17 protein-coding genes are annotated in these 16,510 nt (G+C 71.9%); 5 read left to right on the top strand and 12 right to left on the bottom strand.

The window, feature by feature from the left end:
* Positions 1-219 precede the first annotated feature (219 nt).
* Both ACZ4NB_RS36345 and ACZ4NB_RS36340 read left to right on the top strand, forming a co-directional pair.
* Positions 220-765 carry a nucleoside deaminase gene (locus tag ACZ4NB_RS36345; RefSeq protein WP_467667319.1) on the top strand — a complete coding sequence of 182 codons (546 nt, stop codon included), beginning with the start codon at positions 220-222 and terminating at the stop codon, positions 763-765.
* A gap of 70 nt (positions 766-835) precedes the next feature.
* Positions 836-1,537, top strand: a complete 702-nt coding sequence (locus tag ACZ4NB_RS36340; RefSeq protein ID WP_467667318.1) for a DUF4291 domain-containing protein — start codon at positions 836-838, stop codon at positions 1,535-1,537.
* Here ACZ4NB_RS36340 and ccsB read toward each other — a convergent pair.
* The 7 genes from ccsB to hemL form a co-directional block, all read right to left on the bottom strand.
* The gene (gene ccsB / locus ACZ4NB_RS36335; RefSeq protein ID WP_467667317.1) at positions 1,522-2,610 is read right to left on the bottom strand and encodes a c-type cytochrome biogenesis protein CcsB; all 1,089 of its coding nucleotides are present in this window, start codon (positions 2,608-2,610) and stop codon (positions 1,522-1,524) included. The genes ACZ4NB_RS36340 and ccsB overlap by 16 nt on opposite strands.
* Complete coding sequence (resB, locus tag ACZ4NB_RS36330) at positions 2,607-4,397, bottom strand: cytochrome c biogenesis protein ResB (protein WP_467667316.1); 1,791 nt, start codon at positions 4,395-4,397, stop codon at positions 2,607-2,609. Before resB ends, ccsB begins: the two co-directional genes overlap by 4 nt.
* 3 nt (positions 4,398-4,400) lie before the next feature.
* A complete protein-coding gene (locus tag ACZ4NB_RS36325) occupies positions 4,401-5,159 on the bottom strand; it encodes a cytochrome c biogenesis CcdA family protein (protein WP_467667315.1) in 759 nt (252 codons plus the stop codon).
* Between the two features lie 4 nt (positions 5,160-5,163).
* On the bottom strand, positions 5,164-5,778 hold the full coding sequence (locus tag ACZ4NB_RS36320; protein WP_467667314.1) for a TlpA family protein disulfide reductase: 615 nt from the start codon (positions 5,776-5,778) through the stop codon (positions 5,164-5,166).
* A gap of 78 nt (positions 5,779-5,856) precedes the next feature.
* Positions 5,857-7,077 (bottom strand): polysaccharide deacetylase family protein, encoded by a 1,221-nt coding sequence (locus ACZ4NB_RS36315; RefSeq protein ID WP_467667313.1) that lies wholly within the window; start codon positions 7,075-7,077, stop codon positions 5,857-5,859.
* Between the two features lie 146 nt (positions 7,078-7,223).
* Positions 7,224-7,904: a histidine phosphatase family protein gene (locus ACZ4NB_RS36310; protein ID WP_467667312.1), complete on the bottom strand. Its 681-nt coding sequence runs from the start codon at positions 7,902-7,904 to the stop codon at positions 7,224-7,226.
* An 8-nt stretch (positions 7,905-7,912) separates the two neighbouring features.
* Positions 7,913-9,220 carry a glutamate-1-semialdehyde 2,1-aminomutase gene (hemL, locus tag ACZ4NB_RS36305; RefSeq protein WP_384441575.1) on the bottom strand — a complete coding sequence of 436 codons (1,308 nt, stop codon included), beginning with the start codon at positions 9,218-9,220 and terminating at the stop codon, positions 7,913-7,915.
* Positions 9,221-9,542: 322 nt separating this feature from the next.
* Between hemL and ACZ4NB_RS36300 the strand changes: the two genes are divergently transcribed.
* Positions 9,543-10,103, top strand: a complete 561-nt coding sequence (locus tag ACZ4NB_RS36300; RefSeq protein ID WP_467667311.1) for a hypothetical protein — start codon at positions 9,543-9,545, stop codon at positions 10,101-10,103.
* Positions 10,104-10,181: 78 nt separating this feature from the next.
* On the opposite strand, the gene ACZ4NB_RS36295 is transcribed toward ACZ4NB_RS36300, so the two are convergent.
* The 3 genes from ACZ4NB_RS36295 to ACZ4NB_RS36285 form a co-directional block, all read right to left on the bottom strand.
* Positions 10,182-11,042, bottom strand: coding sequence for an SDR family NAD(P)-dependent oxidoreductase (locus ACZ4NB_RS36295; protein ID WP_467667310.1), 861 nt, complete (start codon positions 11,040-11,042; stop codon positions 10,182-10,184).
* Positions 11,039-11,608: a cupin domain-containing protein gene (locus tag ACZ4NB_RS36290; RefSeq protein ID WP_467667309.1), complete on the bottom strand. Its 570-nt coding sequence runs from the start codon at positions 11,606-11,608 to the stop codon at positions 11,039-11,041. The genes ACZ4NB_RS36295 and ACZ4NB_RS36290 overlap by 4 nt, the downstream gene beginning before the upstream one ends.
* Positions 11,609-11,714: 106 nt before the next feature.
* Complete coding sequence (locus ACZ4NB_RS36285) at positions 11,715-12,365, bottom strand: TIGR03086 family metal-binding protein (protein WP_467667308.1); 651 nt, start codon at positions 12,363-12,365, stop codon at positions 11,715-11,717.
* Between the two features lie 94 nt (positions 12,366-12,459).
* Between ACZ4NB_RS36285 and ACZ4NB_RS36280 the strand changes: the two genes are divergently transcribed.
* Positions 12,460-13,332 carry a DUF6597 domain-containing transcriptional factor gene (locus tag ACZ4NB_RS36280; protein WP_467667307.1) on the top strand — a complete coding sequence of 291 codons (873 nt, stop codon included), beginning with the start codon at positions 12,460-12,462 and terminating at the stop codon, positions 13,330-13,332.
* A gap of 18 nt (positions 13,333-13,350) precedes the next feature.
* Here the strand turns inward: ACZ4NB_RS36280 and ACZ4NB_RS36275 are convergent, their stop codons facing one another.
* Positions 13,351-13,962 carry a TetR/AcrR family transcriptional regulator gene (locus tag ACZ4NB_RS36275; protein WP_467667306.1) on the bottom strand — a complete coding sequence of 204 codons (612 nt, stop codon included), beginning with the start codon at positions 13,960-13,962 and terminating at the stop codon, positions 13,351-13,353.
* A 149-nt stretch (positions 13,963-14,111) separates the two neighbouring features.
* On the opposite strand from ACZ4NB_RS36275, the gene ACZ4NB_RS36270 reads away from it, so the two are divergent.
* Positions 14,112-15,794 (top strand): FAD-dependent oxidoreductase, encoded by a 1,683-nt coding sequence (locus ACZ4NB_RS36270; protein WP_467667305.1) that lies wholly within the window; start codon positions 14,112-14,114, stop codon positions 15,792-15,794.
* Here ACZ4NB_RS36270 and ACZ4NB_RS36265 read toward each other — a convergent pair.
* Positions 15,748-16,491, bottom strand: a complete 744-nt coding sequence (locus tag ACZ4NB_RS36265) for an AAA family ATPase (RefSeq protein WP_467667304.1) — start codon at positions 16,489-16,491, stop codon at positions 15,748-15,750. The two genes, ACZ4NB_RS36270 and ACZ4NB_RS36265, sit on opposite strands and share 47 nt — an antisense overlap.
* Positions 16,492-16,510: the final 19 nt, after the last annotated feature.

The raw sequence follows: 16,510 nt of genomic DNA, 5'->3' as shown, positions 1-16,510 counted from the left end.
CTCCGGTTGTGGTGAAGACAGGCATCTCCACTACGCCCGGAGGTCTCTTCTTGATCAACTACCGACGCGAGTTACCAACCTCATGGCCGAGTACAGCTAGGGCCTGTCCGATGGGTCGGGGTCGGAAAGGCCGCGGCCTGCCGAGGGCGAGCCGGCCGGCCGGTGCCGGCAGGGCGGTCGGCGCCGCCGCGGCGGTCCCGCGCGGCGTACGGTGATCTCATGGACCGTACGCAGGACTGGGGTCAGGACCGCGACGAGTTCCGGCTGCGCGGTGGCGTCGACGGCCACAGCGACCCGTCCGGGCACCCCGACCATCTGCAGGAGCAGGCCCGCGCCATGCTGGCGACGGCGCTGGAGGAGGCGCGCGCCGGGCTGGCCGAGGGGGGTGTCCCGATCGGCGCGGCGCTGTACGGGCCGGACGGCACGTTGCTGGGCCGCGGCCGCAACCGCCGGGTCCAGGACGGTGATCCCTCGCTGCACGCGGAGACGGCGGCCTTCCGCGCCGCCGGCCGGCAGCGCGGCTACCGCGGTACGACGATGGTCACCACCCTCTCCCCCTGCTGGTACTGCAGCGGTCTGGTGCGCCAGTTCGGGATCTCGCGGGTGGTGATCGGCGAGGCCCGGACGTTCCACGGCGGGCATGACTGGCTCGCCCGGCACGGTGTGCGGATCGTGCTGCTGGACGACCCCGAGTGCGCGCGGATGATGCGGGACTTCATCGAGGCGCGGCCGGCGCTGTGGCGTGAGGACATCGGGGGCGGGTGAGCGCCGGGCGGTGTGTCCGGCCCGGTAATCGGGTGGCCGCGGTGCCGGGCGTCCGCCAGGATGGCGCGCCATGAGCAGCACCGGTTCCGATGTCCCCGTACGGGTTCGTCCGCACTCCGCCGCACCGCGCCTCCCGGCCTCGCACCCTCCGGACGCGCCGCACGGCGAGCCCTGCCGCCGTATCCGCGCCCGGTACACCGAACGGACCGTCACCGTCTATCAGGCGTACGCGCCGGCGCTCGGCCTCCCGGCCGCGCGCGACGGCCGGTTTCCCGCGGCGTGGAAGCGGGAGCGGATGACGTGGATCAAGCCGTCGTTCCTGTGGATGATGTACCGCTGCGGATGGGGCGCCAAGGCCGACCAGGAGACCGTGCTGGCCGTCGAGATCGACCGGGCCGGATTCGACTGGGCGCTGCGCAATGCCTGCCTGTCGCACTACGACCCGGGCGAGCACGCCGACCGCGCCGACTTCCGGCGGCGGCTGAAGGGCTCGCCGGCGCGGGTGCAGTGGGACCCGGAGCGTGATCTGCGGCTGCGGCCGCTGCCGTACCGCTCACTGCAGCTGGGGCTGGCGGGTGAGGCGTCGCGGCGGTACGCGGACGAGTGGACGGTGGCGATCACGGATGTCACCGCGCTCGCCCGCGAGGTGCATGCGCGGGTGCGCTCGGGGGACATGGCGGCGGCCGCCGCGCTGCTGCCCCGGGAACGGCCGTACCCGGCGCCCGAGGGGACGCCGGGTACGGGTGCGACCGTGGATCAGACTCCCGCGTAGGAGTGCAGGCCCGTCACGAAGATGTTCACGCCGTAGTAGTTGAACAGGTAGCAGACGAAGGCGATCAGGCCCAGCCAGGCGGCCTTGCGGCCCTTCCAGCCGGCCGTGGCGCGGGCGTGCAGGTAGCAGGCGTAGGCGACCCAGGTGATGAAGGACCAGACCTCCTTGGGGTCCCAGCCCCAGTAGCGGCCCCAGGCGGCCTCGGCCCAGATGGCGCCCGCGATGATCGTGAACGTCCACAGCGGGAAGACGGTGGCGTTGACGCGGTAGGCGAACTTGTCCAGCGAGGCGGCCGCGGGCAGCCGCTCCAGTACGGACGTGGCGAAGGCGCCGGGCTGCTTGCCGGCGGGGTCGGCGAGCTTGGCCTCGTAGCGGTCGCGGAAGAGGAACAGCAGGGTGGCGACGGCACCGAGGTAGAGCGCCGCGCCCGAGAGGATCGCGCAGCTGACGTGGATCCACAGCCAGTAGGAGTGCAGGGCCGGGACGAGCTGGTCGCTGGCGGTGTAGAGGACCGAGACGGCGAGTCCGAGGTCGAGCAGGACGGTGGTGACCAGGGGCAGGCCGATCCAGCGGACGTTCTTCTTGAGCACGAGCAGCAGCAGGTAGAGGCCGACCGCGACCGCGGCGAAGGTCGTGGAGAACTCGTACATGTTGCCCCAGGGGGCGCGCTCCACGGACAGGGCGCGGGTGACGACGCCGCCCACGTGCAGGGCCCAGGCCAGGACGGTCAGCGAGACGGCGATCCGGCCGTAGAGGTCGCCCTTCTCCGTGCCGCCGGCGGCGCCGGGGCCGTCGGGGACGTCGCGGCTGCCGGCGACGGCCTTGGTGATGACCTTGGGGCGCTCCAGTACGGCCGTGCCGCCGCGCTGCTGCGCCGCCTGGGTGGCGGAGGCGGCGGGCGCCGCGGCCGGTGCGGTCAGGGCGGCGGCGGTGCGGCCGACCTTGCTGCGGCTGCCGAACACCCACTCGGCCATGTGCGCGAGGAAGGCGAGCGTGTAGATCGCCATCGCCGAATAGACCAGCAGGTTGCTGTTGTGCGCCATTGTCTCGTTGGCTGCGGCCGCGATGTTCACGCGCGCGCTCCTTCGGAGGGGTCAGCAGGACCGTCAGAGTCAGTGGGCTCCGCGGGGTCTTCGGAGGGGGTGCCGGCCTCGGTCTCGGTGCCGGATTCGGTGCCGGCCCCGGTCTCGGTGCCGGGGGCGGCTTCCGGGGCGAGCGGGGCGTCGGGTTCCAGTGCCGCCGCGAGCTCGGCGAGCTCCTCGGGCAGCCGGGCGGACTCGCTGCGGCCGAGTCCGGCCAGCTCGACGATGGTGGTGCCGTCCGCACCCCGCTCGGCCCGCACCCATACCCGGCGCCGCTGGATGAACAGCGAGCCGGCCAGGCCCAGCAGGGCGGCGACCGCGCCGGTCAGCGCGAGGCCGTTGCCGGGCTGGTGGGAGATCGTGAAGCTGGCCCAGCTCTTGACGCCGGTGAACTGGATGCTGCCGTCGCCGTTGGGCAGCTTCATGGTCTCGCCGGGCAGCATCATCTGGGCGAGCGGGCGGCCCTTGGTCTTGTACTGCTTGAGGTTCTTCTTCTCCAGCTGGTAGACGTTCTGCGGCACTCCGGAGGAGACGCCCAGATCGCCGTGGTAGGCGGTCAGCGTCAGCACCGGGTAGTCCAGCGCGGGGAACTGGGAGAACATCGAGCCGGAGCCCTTGCCGCCGAACGTCGGCACGAAGAAGCCCTGGAAGCCGAGCTGGTTGCGCTTGCCGTCCTTGGTCTGCGCGCCGGGGACCTTGACCACGCCGGTCGAGGTGAAGTTCTTGCTGTCCTGCGGGAGGAAGGGCACTGCGCCCTTGTAGACGACCTTGCCGCGGCCGTCCTTGACGGTGACCTCCGGCGAGTAGCCGTGGGAGAGCAGGTAGACCTTGGAGCCGGCGATGTCGAGGGGGGTGTTCACCTCGATCGCGGTCTTGTGCTCCTTGCCGTCGGCGCCGGAGAAGTACGTGATGTGGGCGCGGAAGACGCGCGGGGTGCCCTTCTGCGGTCCGGTGCGCTCGTAGGTCGCCTCGAACTTGTCGAGGGTGAAGCCGAAGGGCTCCAGGGTGTCGGTGTCGAAGAAGGGGCCCGACTTGAAGTCGTCGTACTGGGTGAGGTTGTTGGCGAAGCCGTCGCCCTCGGTGATCAGCTTGCCGCCCTCGGACTTCCACAGGCTGCCGACGGCGAACGCCACCAGCATCACGATCAGCGCGACGTGGAAGACGAGGTTGCCGACCTCCCGCAGATAGCCCTTCTCGGCGGCGACGGCGCTGCCGGTCCGGTGGGCGCGGAAGCGCCGCTTCTTCAGCATCCGCCGGGCCGCCGCGAGGACCTCGTCGGGGTCCGCTTCGGTGCGCCAGGTGGTGTAGGCGGGCAGCCGGGTCAGTCGGCGCGGGGCGGCCGGCGGGCGGCCGCGGAGCTGTCCGACGAACTGCCAGCTGCGCGGCACGATGCAGCCGATCAGCGAGATGAACAGCAGCAGGTAGATCGCGGAGAACCACACCGAGCTGTAGACGTGGAACATCCCGAGCTTGTCGTAGATGTCGCCGAGGGTGGCGTGGTCGGCCTTGAACTGGTCGACCTTGACGGGGTCGATGCTGATCTGCGGGATCAGCGAGCCGGGGATGGCGCCGATCGACAGCAGGAAGAGCAGCAGCAGCGCCACCCGCATCGAGGTCAGCTGCCGCCAGAACCAGCGCACCCAGCCGATGGGGCCGAGGGAGGGGAGGGTGATGTCCTCCTTGGGCGCGGTGGACAGCTGGGATCCGGCGGCGCCCAGGTCGCCGCCCGGCTCGGGGGTGGAACCGGGCTCGCGGGGGGTGTCGGTCTTGGTGGACATCAGTCAGATCCCAACGGTGGAGCTTTGCGTCCAGCTCTGCAGCTCGGACATCAGACTGTCCCAGAGGCCGGTGACGAGGAGGATGCCGAGCGCGACCATCATGCCGCCGCCGATCCGCATCACCCACTGGTAGTGCCGCTTGACCCAGCCGAACGCGCCGAGCACCCGGCGGAAGGCGACGGCCACGGCCAGGAACGGCAGCCCCAGGCCCAGGCAGTACGCCACGGTGAGCAGGGCGCCGCGGCCGGCGCTGGCGTCGGAGAAGGCGAGCGCGCTGACGGCGGCGAAGGTGGGGCCCAGGCACGGCGTCCAGCCGATGCCGAAGAGCACGCCGAGCACGGGCGCGCCGGCCAGTCCCATGGCGGGCTTCGTGTGGAAGCGCAGCTCGCGCTGGCCGAAGCGCTGCAGCACGCCGGCGAAGGCCAGCCCGAGCAGGATCATCAGCACGCCCAGGATCTTCGACAGGACGCCCTTGTACGTCTGCAGGGTCTGGCCGAAGAACCCGAAGAGCGCGCCGCCGGAGACGAAGACGGCGGTGAAGCCGAGGACGAAGAGGGAGGCACCGGCCAGCATCCGCCCGCGGCGGGCCTCGGCGAGGTCGGTGCCGGTGACGCCGGTGACGTAGGACAGGTAGCCGGGGACCAGCGGCAGGACGCAGGGCGAGAAGAAGGAGACGAGCCCGGCGAGGAGGGCGATGGGGACGGCGGCGAGCAGGGTGCCGGTGAGGACGGTCTGGTTCTCCGCGACGGCGAGCTGGATCACGTGATCACTTCTCGGCGATCAGCGGGGTGACCATCTTGCGCAGCGCGTCCTCGGTGAGCGGGCCGAGCGAGCGCGCGGCGATCTTGCCGTGCCGGTCGATGGCGATGGTGGACGGGATGGCCTGCGGGTTGAGGCTGCCCTTGGGGAAGCGCAGCATCAGCTTGCCGGTCGGGTCGTACAGGCTGGGGTAGGGGACCTTGTGCTCGTCCTCGAAGTTGGTGGCCAGCGACTTGTCGGTGTCGCGGGTGTTGATCCCGACGAACTGCACGCCCTTGCTCTGGGTCTCCTTGAAGACCTTGGCGAAGTTCGGCGCCTCGGCGATGCAGGGGCCGCAGTACGAGCCCCAGACGTTGAGGATGACGACCTTGCCCTTGTAGTCGGCGACGTCGAGGTTCTTGCCGGTGGTGGTCTCGCCGGACAGTGCGGGCGCCGGCTGCCGGTTGCCGCGCTCGACGGTGTCGATGCCGTCCTTGCCCTGGACGAACCGGGTCTGCGCGGAGCCGCCGGAGGCACCGTCGCCGCAGGCGCTCAGTGCCAGTGCGGCGGCCGCGGTGCCCGCGGCGAGCAGGGTGGTACGGCGTCGGCGCGCGAGGCGGCGTGGGGCGCGGCTAGCACTCATGTGAAAAGTTTCGCATGGGCCTTTTCCGGATCTTCCACACCCCCCTCGCCGGGCCCGCCGCCGGATCGAACGGGCATGTCAGGCCGTGGAGAGGTAGGCCCTCCAGCCCTCCTTGGGGCGCTGGCCGACGGGGATCTGCTGCAGCTTGTACAGCACCTCGGGGTCCTGGGCGTCGATCCAGTCGGCGAACTGCCGGAACGATACGAGATGGACATCCCGGTTCTGCTCGTTGGCGATGTGTTTGAGCGCTTCCTCGACGGCGTCCATATAGATGCCGCCGTTCCACTGCTCGAAGTGGTTGCCGATGAAGAACGGCGCCCGATTGGTCTCGTAGGCGCGGCGGAATCCGGAGATATATGCGTCGGTGGCCTGCTGCCGCCATCCGGGGTAGTTGGCGGGCGGCGCCTTGGTGGACCTCCTGGACTGGTTCGCGAGTATGTTGTAGTCCATCGAGAGCACCTCGAAAGAGTGACCCGGGAAGGGAATCTGCTGGAGCGGGAAGTCCCAGATTCCCATCCTTTTCTTCGGCCACATCTGCCGGCCGCCGGGCGAGCTGGCGTCATAGCGCCAGCCGAGTTCCCTGGCGATGGGCAGCAGATTTTCCTGGCCGAGCAGGCACGGGGTGCGGCCGCCGACGAGTTCGCGGCGGTAGTCGAAAGGCAGCGGGTCGAGATCCCGGAAGCCGGTGTTCGTACGCCATTTGGTGACGAAGTCCATCACCTGGTCGATCTCGGACTGCCATTCCTGGGGGCTCCAGTGCCGCACGGCGCCCGCACCGCTGCAGAAGTGGCCGTTGAAGTGGGTGCCGATCTCGTGGCCGTCCAGCCATGCCTGGCGCACGTGCTTCAGCGTCTCCTTGATGTGCTCGTCGCTGAGGTAGCCGATGTCGGAGGCGCCGCGCCGGTTGCCCGGGGGCTCGTAGAGGTGCTTTTGGGATTCGGGCAGGAGATAGAGGCCGGACAGGAAGAAGGTCATGGCCGCGCCGTGGTCCTTGGCGAGCTTGAGAAAGCGGGGAAAGAGGCCGTTGCCGACCTCTCCCGCACCGTCCCAGGAGAAGACCACGAACTGCGGAGGAGTCTGTCCGGGTTCCAGCCGTTCGGGTGCTTTCGGCTGATGCGGCTGTGGGCCATATATCGCTGTCGAGCCGTCACCGATGAGTTGGGGGCGGGCCTGGACGGAGTTCTTCGCCTTCTGTTTGTCCGCCCCCGCGTCCGACGACGAGGTGCAGCCGGCGACGCCCAGCGCCGCGGCCGCACCAACTCCCATACTCAGCAGGTTTCGCCGACTGATCGCGCGCATACCCTCGACCCCATCCGTGCTCGCCGAACTCAATATCCATATAAACGGACAACCGAGTGAAGGGCATGTCGAGCATCGGAGAACCGAGTTAATCGCTCAGGTATTTTATTTTGCGCGCCCTCGGCATTCCGCCGAGTGATGCAGCATCAGGCCCCGAAAGCCTTGGCCTTTCCCTTGACGGGTTTGGCGCCCGCCAGAAGATGGGAGGGAACCAGGTCGCGCGCCGGCTCGCTGTACCCCACCGAAATGATCTTGTCGCCGTGGAACGTGAACGACGTCAGCGAGGCCAGTGTGCACTGCCGCTTCCGCGGGTCGTGCCACAGCCGCCGCCGCTCCGCGAAGCTGCGGACGATCCAGATCGGCAGCTGATGGCTGACCGCCACCGCCTCGTGTCCGCGCGCCGCGTCCCGCGCCGCCCCGAGCGCCGCCATCATCCGTACGACCTGCTCGATGTACGGCTCGCCCCACGAGGGGCGGAACGGGTTGGTCAGGTACTTCCAGTTCCCCGGCTTCTTCAGCGCACCGTCGCCGACGCCGAAGGTCTTGCCCTCGAAGACGTTGCCCGCCTCGATCAGCCGCTCGTCGGTGGACAGGTCCAGACCGTGCGCACCGGCGATCGGCGTCGCGGTCTCCTGCGCACGCTCCAGCGGCGAGGCGACGACATGCGTGATGTCCCGCCCCGCGAGGTGCTCCGCGACCCGGTCGGCCATCTTCCGCCCCAGATCGGACAGGTGGTAGCCGGGCCGGCGCCCGTAGAGCACACCGTCGGGGTTGTGCACCTCGCCGTGCCGCATCAGATGGACAACGGTGATGTCTTCGCTGCTCATGTCACCCCTCATTCGGTCGCTTCGGCGGCGGCCCGGGCGGCGGCCGGCAGCGCCGCCGCGATCCGCTCCACGGCCTGCGTGTCGTGCGCGGTCGAGACGAACCACGACTCGAAGGCGGACGGCGGGAGGTAGACGCCCTGCGCCAGCATCGAGTGGAAGAAGGCGGTGAAGCGGAAGGACTCCTGCGCCTTGGCCTCGTCGTAGTTCGTGACGTCCCGGCCGGTGAAGAAGACCGAGAACATGTTGCCGGCGACCTGGAGGCGGTGCGCGACGCCCTCCTTGGCCAGCGCGCCGGTCACCAGCGAGCGCAGCTCGGCGGAGACCGCGTCGACCTTCTCGTACGCGGCGTCGTCCAGCAGCCGCAGCTGCGCGACGCCGGCGGCGGTGGCGATCGGGTTCCCGGACAGGGTGCCCGCCTGGTAGACCGGGCCGGCCGGGGCGAGGTGCGCCATGACGTCCGCACGGCCGCCGAAGGCCGCGGCCGGGAAGCCGCCGCCCATCACCTTCCCGAAGGTCATCAGATCGGGACGTACACCGTCGATCCCGTACCAACCGGCCTTGCTGACGCGGAAGCCGGTCATCACCTCGTCGGAGATGTACAGCGCGCCGTCGCCGGCGCAGATGTCCTTGAGCCCCTGGTTGAAGCCGGGCAGCGGAGGCACCACGCCCATGTTGCCGGGCGACGCCTCGGTGATCACACAGGCGATCTCGCCCGGGTGCGCGGCGAACGCCGCCCGCACCGCTTCCAGGTCGTTGTACGGCAGCACGATCGTGTCGCCGGCCTGCGCGCCCGTAACACCCGGCGTGTCGGGCAGACCGAAGGTCGCCACACCCGAGCCGGCCGCGGCCAGCAGCGCGTCCACATGCCCGTGGTAGCAGCCGGCGAACTTGATCACCTTGGGGCGGCCGGTGAAGCCGCGCGCCAGACGGATCGCCGACATCGTCGCCTCGGTGCCGCTGGAGACCAGCCGCACCTGCTCGACCGGCTCGATCCGGGCCACGATCTCCTCGGCCAGCTCGACCTCGCCCGCGCCGGGCGTGCCGAAGGACGTACCGCGGGCGACCGCCTCCTGGACCGCGGCGATCACCTCGGGGTGCGAGTGACCGAGGATCATCGGCCCCCAGGAGCACACGAGGTCGACATACTCACGGCCGTCGGCGTCGGTGAGGTACGGACCGGTACCGGACACCATGAACCGGGGCGTACCACCCACGGCTCGGAACGCCCGCACCGGAGAGTTGACGCCGCCCGGCGTCACCGCGGACGCGCGCTCGAACAGCGACTGCGAAACAGGGGCTTCATACGGAAAAGACACTGGGATCCTGACCTGCATAAACGGGGAGGGCGGCGACGCACGGACACGGCCCGGCTGACAAGGGTGCGGGAATCCCCGCTTGGACCACCCAAGGTGCCGCGCGGTTCCCGTTCGATCCTTTTTTGATTCCTCTCGCTTCCGACCGGGCGTCAGCCCCCAGTCGTCTGCGAAACTGGGGCGACGTACGAGTAAGTCACGCAAGCAATGGTCTCAGAGGCGCACGGGGGCGTGCGCGCGGGCGTTTCACGCGCCTGCGACGGGGGAGGTCTCTGAGACGATGATCGGGTTGCGCGGCTAGGGCTGCGAGTGGTCGGGTGGAGATATGCATCGCGGTGGCGAACTGGGCGAGGGAACCGATGACCGGGGTCCCGAGCGCGCCCAGCGCGGCCGTCACCGGCGCGAGGAAACCGACGAGACCAGGGGCGGGGACATCAGAGGCGGCCGCATGGGGGTGACATACAAATACTTCGGCGCGCCCAACGGTGCGACCGCGGCCCGTGTTCCGATCTCCATGCGCCCCGAGGAACTCGGCGGTGACGAGCTCGGTATGGGCGGTATGTTCACCAAGATCAAGCCCGAGACGATGGCCGCCATGGTCCTCACCGGTATAGAGGGCATACCGCTCCATAAGGTTCCGCCGCTCGAACTGGTCGTCCTCCACCCTGACTACGCCGTCGTCAAGCTCCCCATGACCGTGGTCGACCCGCTGCGCGGCGTCGGCGAGGAGTCGGTCGGCGCGGCCGCCTTCATCTGGTCCACCGTCCCCGACCGCGGTGGCCCGCGCGACGCCTTCACCGTCTACCAGCTGCTGCACGAATGGCAGGACTTCAGCCATCGGCTGCACGAGGCGGGGCATCAGGCGTACTGCCTGGTCTGGCCGTAACGGTTCGGCAGGGCGCGGCGGGCCACGGCCCGTCGCGCCACCGGTCACGGAATCGGGCCGGGCCCGGTGTGTCCGCGGTCACCACGTGGGACGGGCCGAGACGCCGCCGTCGACGACGAGCTCGTGTCCGGTGATCCACGACGCCATCGGCGAGGCCAGGAACACACACGCGTCGCCGATGTCCTCCGGCCGCCCCAACCGCCCCGCGGGCGCCGCCGCTTCCCAGCGCCGCACCCCCTCCGGCCAGTCCTCCGCCAGGCCCGGGCGTGCGATCAGCCCCGGCGAGACGCTGTTGACGCGGATCCCGTAGGGCCCGTACTCCAGCGCCGCCGAGCGCGCGTGCATCACCACCGCCGCCTTGGACGCGCAGTAGTGGGCGTGCAGCGGCGCCGGGCGGTCCGCCTCGATCGAGGCGATATGGGTGATCGAACCGGCCCCCTGCGCACGCATCGCGGCCGCCGCGGCCTGGGTGCAGGCGAAGACGCTGTGCACGTTCACCTCCGCCACCGCCCGCCAGTCGGCCAGCGACATCCCCGCCAGCTCCTGGGTCGGCTGCACCGCCGCGTTGTTCACCAGCGCGGTCAGCCGCCCGCGCCACTCGGCCGCCCGCGCCACCAGCCGGTGGCACTCCTCCTCGTCGGCCAGATCGGCGCGCAGCGCCAGCGCGCGCCCGCCGCCGTCCTCGATCCGCGCGACCAGCGCGCGGGCCGCGTCGGCGCCCGTCCGGTAGTGCGCCACGACCGCGGCGCCCGCGGCGGCGAACCGCAGCGCGATACCGCGGCCGACACCGCCCGCGGCGCCGGTGACGAGGGCGACCTGGCCGGTGAGGTCGGGCAGGTCGCGGCGGCCGCCGCCCGGGACGTCGCGGCCGGTGGGCACGTCATGGCCGGTCGGCTCATCCGGGGGCGACGGCTCTGCGGGGGTCGACGGCTCTGTCATGCTCGGCTCAGCGCGGCGATCCGCGCTGCCTCCTGGGGAAAGCGCGCGGCCAGTTCGGCGGCGTCCCCGTGCTCGTAGTCGGCGAAGGTGAATCCGGGCGCCATCGTGCAGCCGAAGAGCGTCCAGGCGCCGCCGTCGGCGACCTCGGCGGCCATCCACGTACCGGCGGGCACGGTGAACTGGACGTGCTGCCCGCCCAGGACGTCCGGCCCGAGGACGACCGTACGGGCCGAGCGCCCCGCGCCGCCGGAGGGGGGATCGCCGCCCTCGGCGCGTCCGGTGCCGCCCGGCTGTCCGCCGGCTTCGGACAGCAGGAGCAGGGTGAGCGGGTCGCCCGAGTAGAAGTGCCAGATCTCGTCGGTCGGCAGCCGGTGCAGGGCGCAGAAGTCGCCCGGCGCGGCGGTGAGCAGCATCACGATCGCCGTTCCCTCGGGCCGTCCGTCGGGGCGCGGCGGGCCCGCCCAGGTCTGCCGGAACCGCCCGCCCTCGCGGGGCAGCGGCGCCAGCCCGTAGAACTCGATCAGTGCCTCGGGGAGCCGGTCGCGGGGCGTTCGGTGCTCGTTCATACGGGCTGGGCCCCTCCCACTCGTCGGAGGTGATCCAGCCTAGGCACGAAGGCGGCGCCGCGGCGGGCGCAATCGGGCCATGTCCGCACGCCCGGTCGACGGCCCGTCAGCCGAGGGGGGCGCGGCCCGTCTCCGCCAGCAGGGCGTCGAGTTCGGTGGCGCCGGGCGGTACGGGGACCGGTTCGGCGAAGACGTTCATCTGCCGGGCCGTCGGGGCCATCCGCGCGACCAGCACCCGCAGCTCGGCCACGCACCCCGGGGGCGCCTCGTACGGGCGGCCGGTCGCCCGCGCCACGTCCCAGGTGTGCACCACCAGATCCAGCAGCACCATCGCACCGACGGTCCGCGCCGGCAGCCCCATCCCACCGGACACTCCGTCCTCCGCGCCCGGTGCCGACCACGCCTCGACCAGCCGCGCCGCCTCCTGGGCGAACCGGTCGGGCCACTGGGCCCCGTACTCGCCGAGCCGGTCGGGGGTCCGGCTGAAGTCCGCCTCCTGCTTGGCGGCCAGCGCCTGGAAGGCGACGACCACATGGAAGAGGTGGTTGAGGAGCGCCCGCAGGTCGTACTCGGCGCAGGGCGTGGGCAGCCCCAGTTGGTCGTCGCGCACTGCGCGCAGCACCGGGAGCGCGGCCCGGGCGGCGGCGTCCAGCAGCTCGCTGATCGGCGGATCCGTCCGGGGCCGGTCCGCACCGCCCGCCTCGCCCGCCTCGACCGAGCCGACCGATTTGTCTTGCATATCCCTGGTGTCCGTCATCTCGATGACGCTACGGGCCGCAGCCTGCCGCGGCTTGAAGAAATGCGACAGGCCGTGCGGTGGCGTTCGTCGCGCACCGCCTTAGGATCCGGGCATGGCCGCTCCACGGCGCGACACCCGGGGCATCGTCGCCGCCCCGGAGCTCCTGGCGCGGGTGCGGTTCCGGCGCCGCTCCCCCGCCGTACCGCTGCGCCCGTATGTCGAGCACTACTGGCTGATCGACTGGGATCTGCCCGAGCCGTACACCAGCCAGGTCGTGCCGCACCCGTGCGTGAACGTGGTCTTCCAGCGGCACGCCGGCCGGCCCGCCTTCGGCGAGGTCGCGGGCGTCGGGCTGGAGCTGTTCTCCCAGACGCTGGTGGGGCGGGGGCGGGTGTGCGGGGTGCAGTTCCGGCCCGGCGGGTTCCGGCCGTTCGCCCCGGAGCGGCCGGTCACCGACTGGACGGGCCGCAGGCTGCCGCCGGCGGCGGTCTTCCCCGGGCCGCCGGGCCCGGACCGGCGCGCGGAGGGGGCGGGCGGGGGCGCCGATGCCGTGGAGCCGGCCGCCGCCGCTGCCGCGCGGGCCATCGTGGAGCCGGCGGACGAGGACGCCCGGGTGGCCGCGCTCGACGCCTTTCTGACGCCTCTGCTGCGGGCCGATCCGCGGGTCCTGGCCCAGGCCGGGCTCGCGATGCGGCTGGCCGACCGGATCCGGACGGACCGCACGATCCGGCGGGTCGCGGACTTCGCGCGGGCCGAGGGGATGTCCGTACGGGCACTGCAGCGGCTGTTCGCCGGATATGTCGGGGTGAGCCCCAAGTGGGTGCTGCTGCGCTACCGCATCCATGAGGCCCTGGAGCGGGCCGCGGCGGACGCGGAGGTCGACTGGGCCGCGCTGGCCGCCGAGTTGGGCTACAGCGATCAGGCGCATCTGGTCCGCGATGTCACGGCGACGGTCGGGGTGCCGCCGACCGCCTACCCGCGCTGAGGCGGCCCCGCGCGGGGCTCAGGGCAGCTCGGCCGTCAGATAGCGCTGGAGGGTGGGCGCCAGCCAGGCGACGATCTCGTCGTGGCCGAGGCCGACGGCCGGCGGGAGGTGCAGGATGTAGCGGCACAGGGCCAGCCCGAGCATCTGCGAGGAGATCAGCGCGGAGCGGATCGCCGCCTCCTCGGGGACCGGGCAGACCGCGCTGACGACCGGGCCGATCTGCTCGGCGAACACGCCCCGCATCCGCTCCGCACCGGCTTCGTTCGTGGCGCCGACGCGCAGCATGGCGGTCAGCACCTCGTCGCTCTCCCAGCGTTCGAGGAAGTGGCGTACGAGGCGGGCACCGAGCTCGTCGTGCGGTACGTGAGTGAGGTCCGGGGCGTGCACCTCGATCTCGGAGGCGGCGGCGAACAGGCCCGCCTTGTTGCCGTAGTAGCGCATCACCATCGACGGGTCGATGCCGGCTTCCCTGGCGATGGAGCGGATCGTGGCGCGCTCGTAGCCCTCGGCGGCGAAGCGGTCGCGGGCGGCGGCCAGGATCGCGGCCCGGGTCCCGGCGGAACGGAGCTGCGGGGCCTGCCCGGCGTCGGACGCGGTGTCGCTGCTGGTGAGAGGCGCATGGTCGACCATGCCCACGACTGTAGGCCAACGCCCGTTGACATGCCAGCGCGAGGAGCCCTACGCTTGCCAACGAGCGTTGACCAACAAGTGTTGGCACACATGCGTTGACCCGCACGACGCATCGACGTGGTCAGGCAGAGGCGTAGGAGGCAACGGCCATGAATGCCATCAACCGCAAGCCCGGCACCACCGAGCGCACCACCGGCGGCAAAAGCGGCACCGACAGCGGAAGCGGCGCGGGCAGCGGCGGCGGCACCGCGGCCCGGAGCGGGCACGCCGCCCGCGACGCGGATGTCCTCGTCGTCGGCGCCGGTCCGACGGGCCTGCTGCTCGCCGGAGACCTCGCCCAGGCCGGCCTCGCCGTCACCCTCGTCGAACGGCGCCCCGAAACGACCAGCAACCTCACCCGCGCCCTGGCCGTGCACGCCCGCACCCTGGAGCAGCTCGACGCCCGCGGCCTCGCCGACGAGCTGGTCGCCGGCGGCCGGCCGATCTCCCGCCTCCGCCTCTTCGGCGCCGCCGTCCTCGACCCGTCCCGGCTCCCCTCCCGCTTCCCGTTCGTGCTGATCACGCCCCAGTTCGAGGTCGAGCGGCTGCTGGAGCGCCGGGCCCGGGAGGCCGGTGTGACGTTCCGGTACGACTCCGAGGTGACCGGCCTCGACCAGGACGCGGACGGGGTGACCGTGCGGCTGCGCGGCGCCGGGGGCGGCGGCAGCGCCCGCGCCGCCTATGTGGTCGGCACGGACGGTGTGCGCAGCACGGTCCGCGAGGCCGTGGGTCTGCCCTTCCCCGGCAAGTCCGTGATCCGCTCGCTGGTCCTGGCCGACGTACGACTGGCCCAGGAGCCCGAGTCCCCCTTCATGTTCAACGCCACCAGGGACGCCTTCGGCCTGGTGGCCTCGTTCGGCGACGGCTGGTACCGCGTCATCGGCTGGCATCGCCACCGCCAGGCCGACGACGACGCCCCCGCCGATCTCGCCGAGGTCCGCGAGATCACCCGGCTCACCCTCGGCACGGACTACGGCATGCACGACGCCCGCTGGATCTCGCGTTTCCACAGCGACGAGCGCCAGGCCCCGCAGTACCGCGTGGGCCGTGTCCTCCTCGCCGGCGACGCCGCCCATGTCCACTCCCCGGCCGGCGGCCAGGGCATGAACACCGGCCTGCAGGACGCCGCCAACCTCGGCTGGAAGCTGGCGGCCGTGCTTCAGGGCCGCGCCCCCGCCGCGCTCCTGGACAGCTATGAGGCCGAGCGCCATCCCGTCGGAAGGACGGTGCTGCGCAGCAGCGGCGCCATCCTCCGGATCGCGCTGCTGCACTCCGCCCCGGGCAGAGCGGCCCGCGCACTGGCCGGCCGGCTCCTCACCCATCTGCGGCCGCTGGCCCGCCGCGCGATCGGCACCGTCTCCGGCATCGACATCGCCTATCCGGCCGGGCCGGGCGCCCATCGGCTCGCCGGGCACCGCGCCCCGGACATCCGCCTGGCCGACGGCGGCCGCCTCTACGCGCTGCTGCGCCAGGGCAGGTTCGTGCTCATCGCCCCCGCCGACGAGCCCGCCGTCCCCCGGCCGACGGGCAACGGGGCCGGCCCGCTCCCCGCCGACGACCGCGTCATCCGCGCCGCCTGGGACAGCGATCGCCGCACCGCTCTCCTCATACGCCCCGACGGCTATATCGCCTGGGCCACCGACGCCACCCACCCCGCCGAGCGCGCCGCGGCCCTGCGCGCCGCCCTGGTGCAGTGGACCGGCGCCGCCCCCGAGGACGGCGGGACGGGCCCGCGCCCCTCAGCGGTCAGCCCGGTGCCAGCACATGCCGCAGATACGCCCGCGGGTCGTTGAGATAGCGCCGCCAGTGGTCGACGAGACCCAGCTCCGCCCACTGCACCGACCGCATGCCGTGCTCGCCGACCTCGACGATCTCCGCGCCGGGCAGCGCGGTCAGCAGCGGGGAGTGCGTGGCGCAGACGATCTGCGCGCCGCCGCCGCCCAACTCACTCATCAGCCCGACCAGTTCCAGGCAGGAGGAGAACGACAGCGCGGCCTCCGGTTCGTCCATCACATACAGCCCCGGCTGTGTGAACCGCTCCCGGAGAGCCAGCAGGAAGCCCTCGCCATGGCTCATCTCGTCCGGGTGCCGGGACAGCCGCAGCGAGCTGTGCTCCCCGCTGAGCGCATCCAGCGCGGTCTCGGCCCGCAGGAAGTAGCCCTTGCGGCGGGTCCGCGGCCCCCGCACCATCCGGCGCCCCTCGCGGGTCGGATCGAACCGCATCAGCCCGCCCAGCAGCGACGCCTCCCGCGAGCTGGCGTACTTGTAGCCCGCCGAGCCGCCGTAGGAATCCAGTCCGAACCCCTCCGCCAGCGCCTCGGCCAGCGTCGACTTCCCCGAGCCGTTCTCGCCCACCAGAAAGGTGACCGGAGCGCGGAAGGCCAGCCCCTCCTCGGCCAGCTGACGCACACACGGCACCGTCCAGGGCCAGCCGTCCTCGGCCGTCCCCTCCCCCTCCGGAACATCCACATAAGCCCGCTCGATCAGCATGACTTCGAAGCTCTCACAC

Source organism: Streptomyces sp. NPDC026575 (assembly GCF_055567415.1).
Note: the sequence above shows the minus strand (reverse complement) of the source record. Positions and strands in the feature narration are given on the sequence as shown.

Excerpts from the sequence above, each read along its gene's own strand:
- ACZ4NB_RS36345 (WP_467667319.1), top strand. The coding sequence starts at position 220 with ATGGACCGTACGCAGGACTGGGGTCAGGACCGCGACGAGTTCCGGCTG.
- ACZ4NB_RS36340 (WP_467667318.1), top strand. The coding sequence starts at position 836 with ATGAGCAGCACCGGTTCCGATGTCCCCGTACGGGTTCGTCCGCACTCC.
- resB (WP_467667316.1), bottom strand. The coding sequence starts at position 4,397 with ATGTCCACCAAGACCGACACCCCCCGCGAGCCCGGTTCCACCCCCGAG.
- ACZ4NB_RS36320 (WP_467667314.1), bottom strand. The coding sequence starts at position 5,778 with ATGAGTGCTAGCCGCGCCCCACGCCGCCTCGCGCGCCGACGCCGTACC.
- ACZ4NB_RS36315 (WP_467667313.1), bottom strand. The coding sequence starts at position 7,077 with ATGCGCGCGATCAGTCGGCGAAACCTGCTGAGTATGGGAGTTGGTGCG.
- ACZ4NB_RS36310 (WP_467667312.1), bottom strand. The coding sequence starts at position 7,904 with ATGAGCAGCGAAGACATCACCGTTGTCCATCTGATGCGGCACGGCGAG.
- ACZ4NB_RS36300 (WP_467667311.1), top strand. The coding sequence starts at position 9,543 with ATGCATCGCGGTGGCGAACTGGGCGAGGGAACCGATGACCGGGGTCCC.
- ACZ4NB_RS36295 (WP_467667310.1), bottom strand. The coding sequence starts at position 11,042 with ATGACAGAGCCGTCGACCCCCGCAGAGCCGTCGCCCCCGGATGAGCCG.
- ACZ4NB_RS36290 (WP_467667309.1), bottom strand. The coding sequence starts at position 11,608 with ATGAACGAGCACCGAACGCCCCGCGACCGGCTCCCCGAGGCACTGATC.
- ACZ4NB_RS36285 (WP_467667308.1), bottom strand. The coding sequence starts at position 12,365 with ATGACGGACACCAGGGATATGCAAGACAAATCGGTCGGCTCGGTCGAG.
- ACZ4NB_RS36280 (WP_467667307.1), top strand. The coding sequence starts at position 12,460 with ATGGCCGCTCCACGGCGCGACACCCGGGGCATCGTCGCCGCCCCGGAG.
- ACZ4NB_RS36275 (WP_467667306.1), bottom strand. The coding sequence starts at position 13,962 with ATGGTCGACCATGCGCCTCTCACCAGCAGCGACACCGCGTCCGACGCC.
- ACZ4NB_RS36270 (WP_467667305.1), top strand. The coding sequence starts at position 14,112 with ATGAATGCCATCAACCGCAAGCCCGGCACCACCGAGCGCACCACCGGC.
- ACZ4NB_RS36265 (WP_467667304.1), bottom strand. The coding sequence starts at position 16,491 with ATGCTGATCGAGCGGGCTTATGTGGATGTTCCGGAGGGGGAGGGGACG.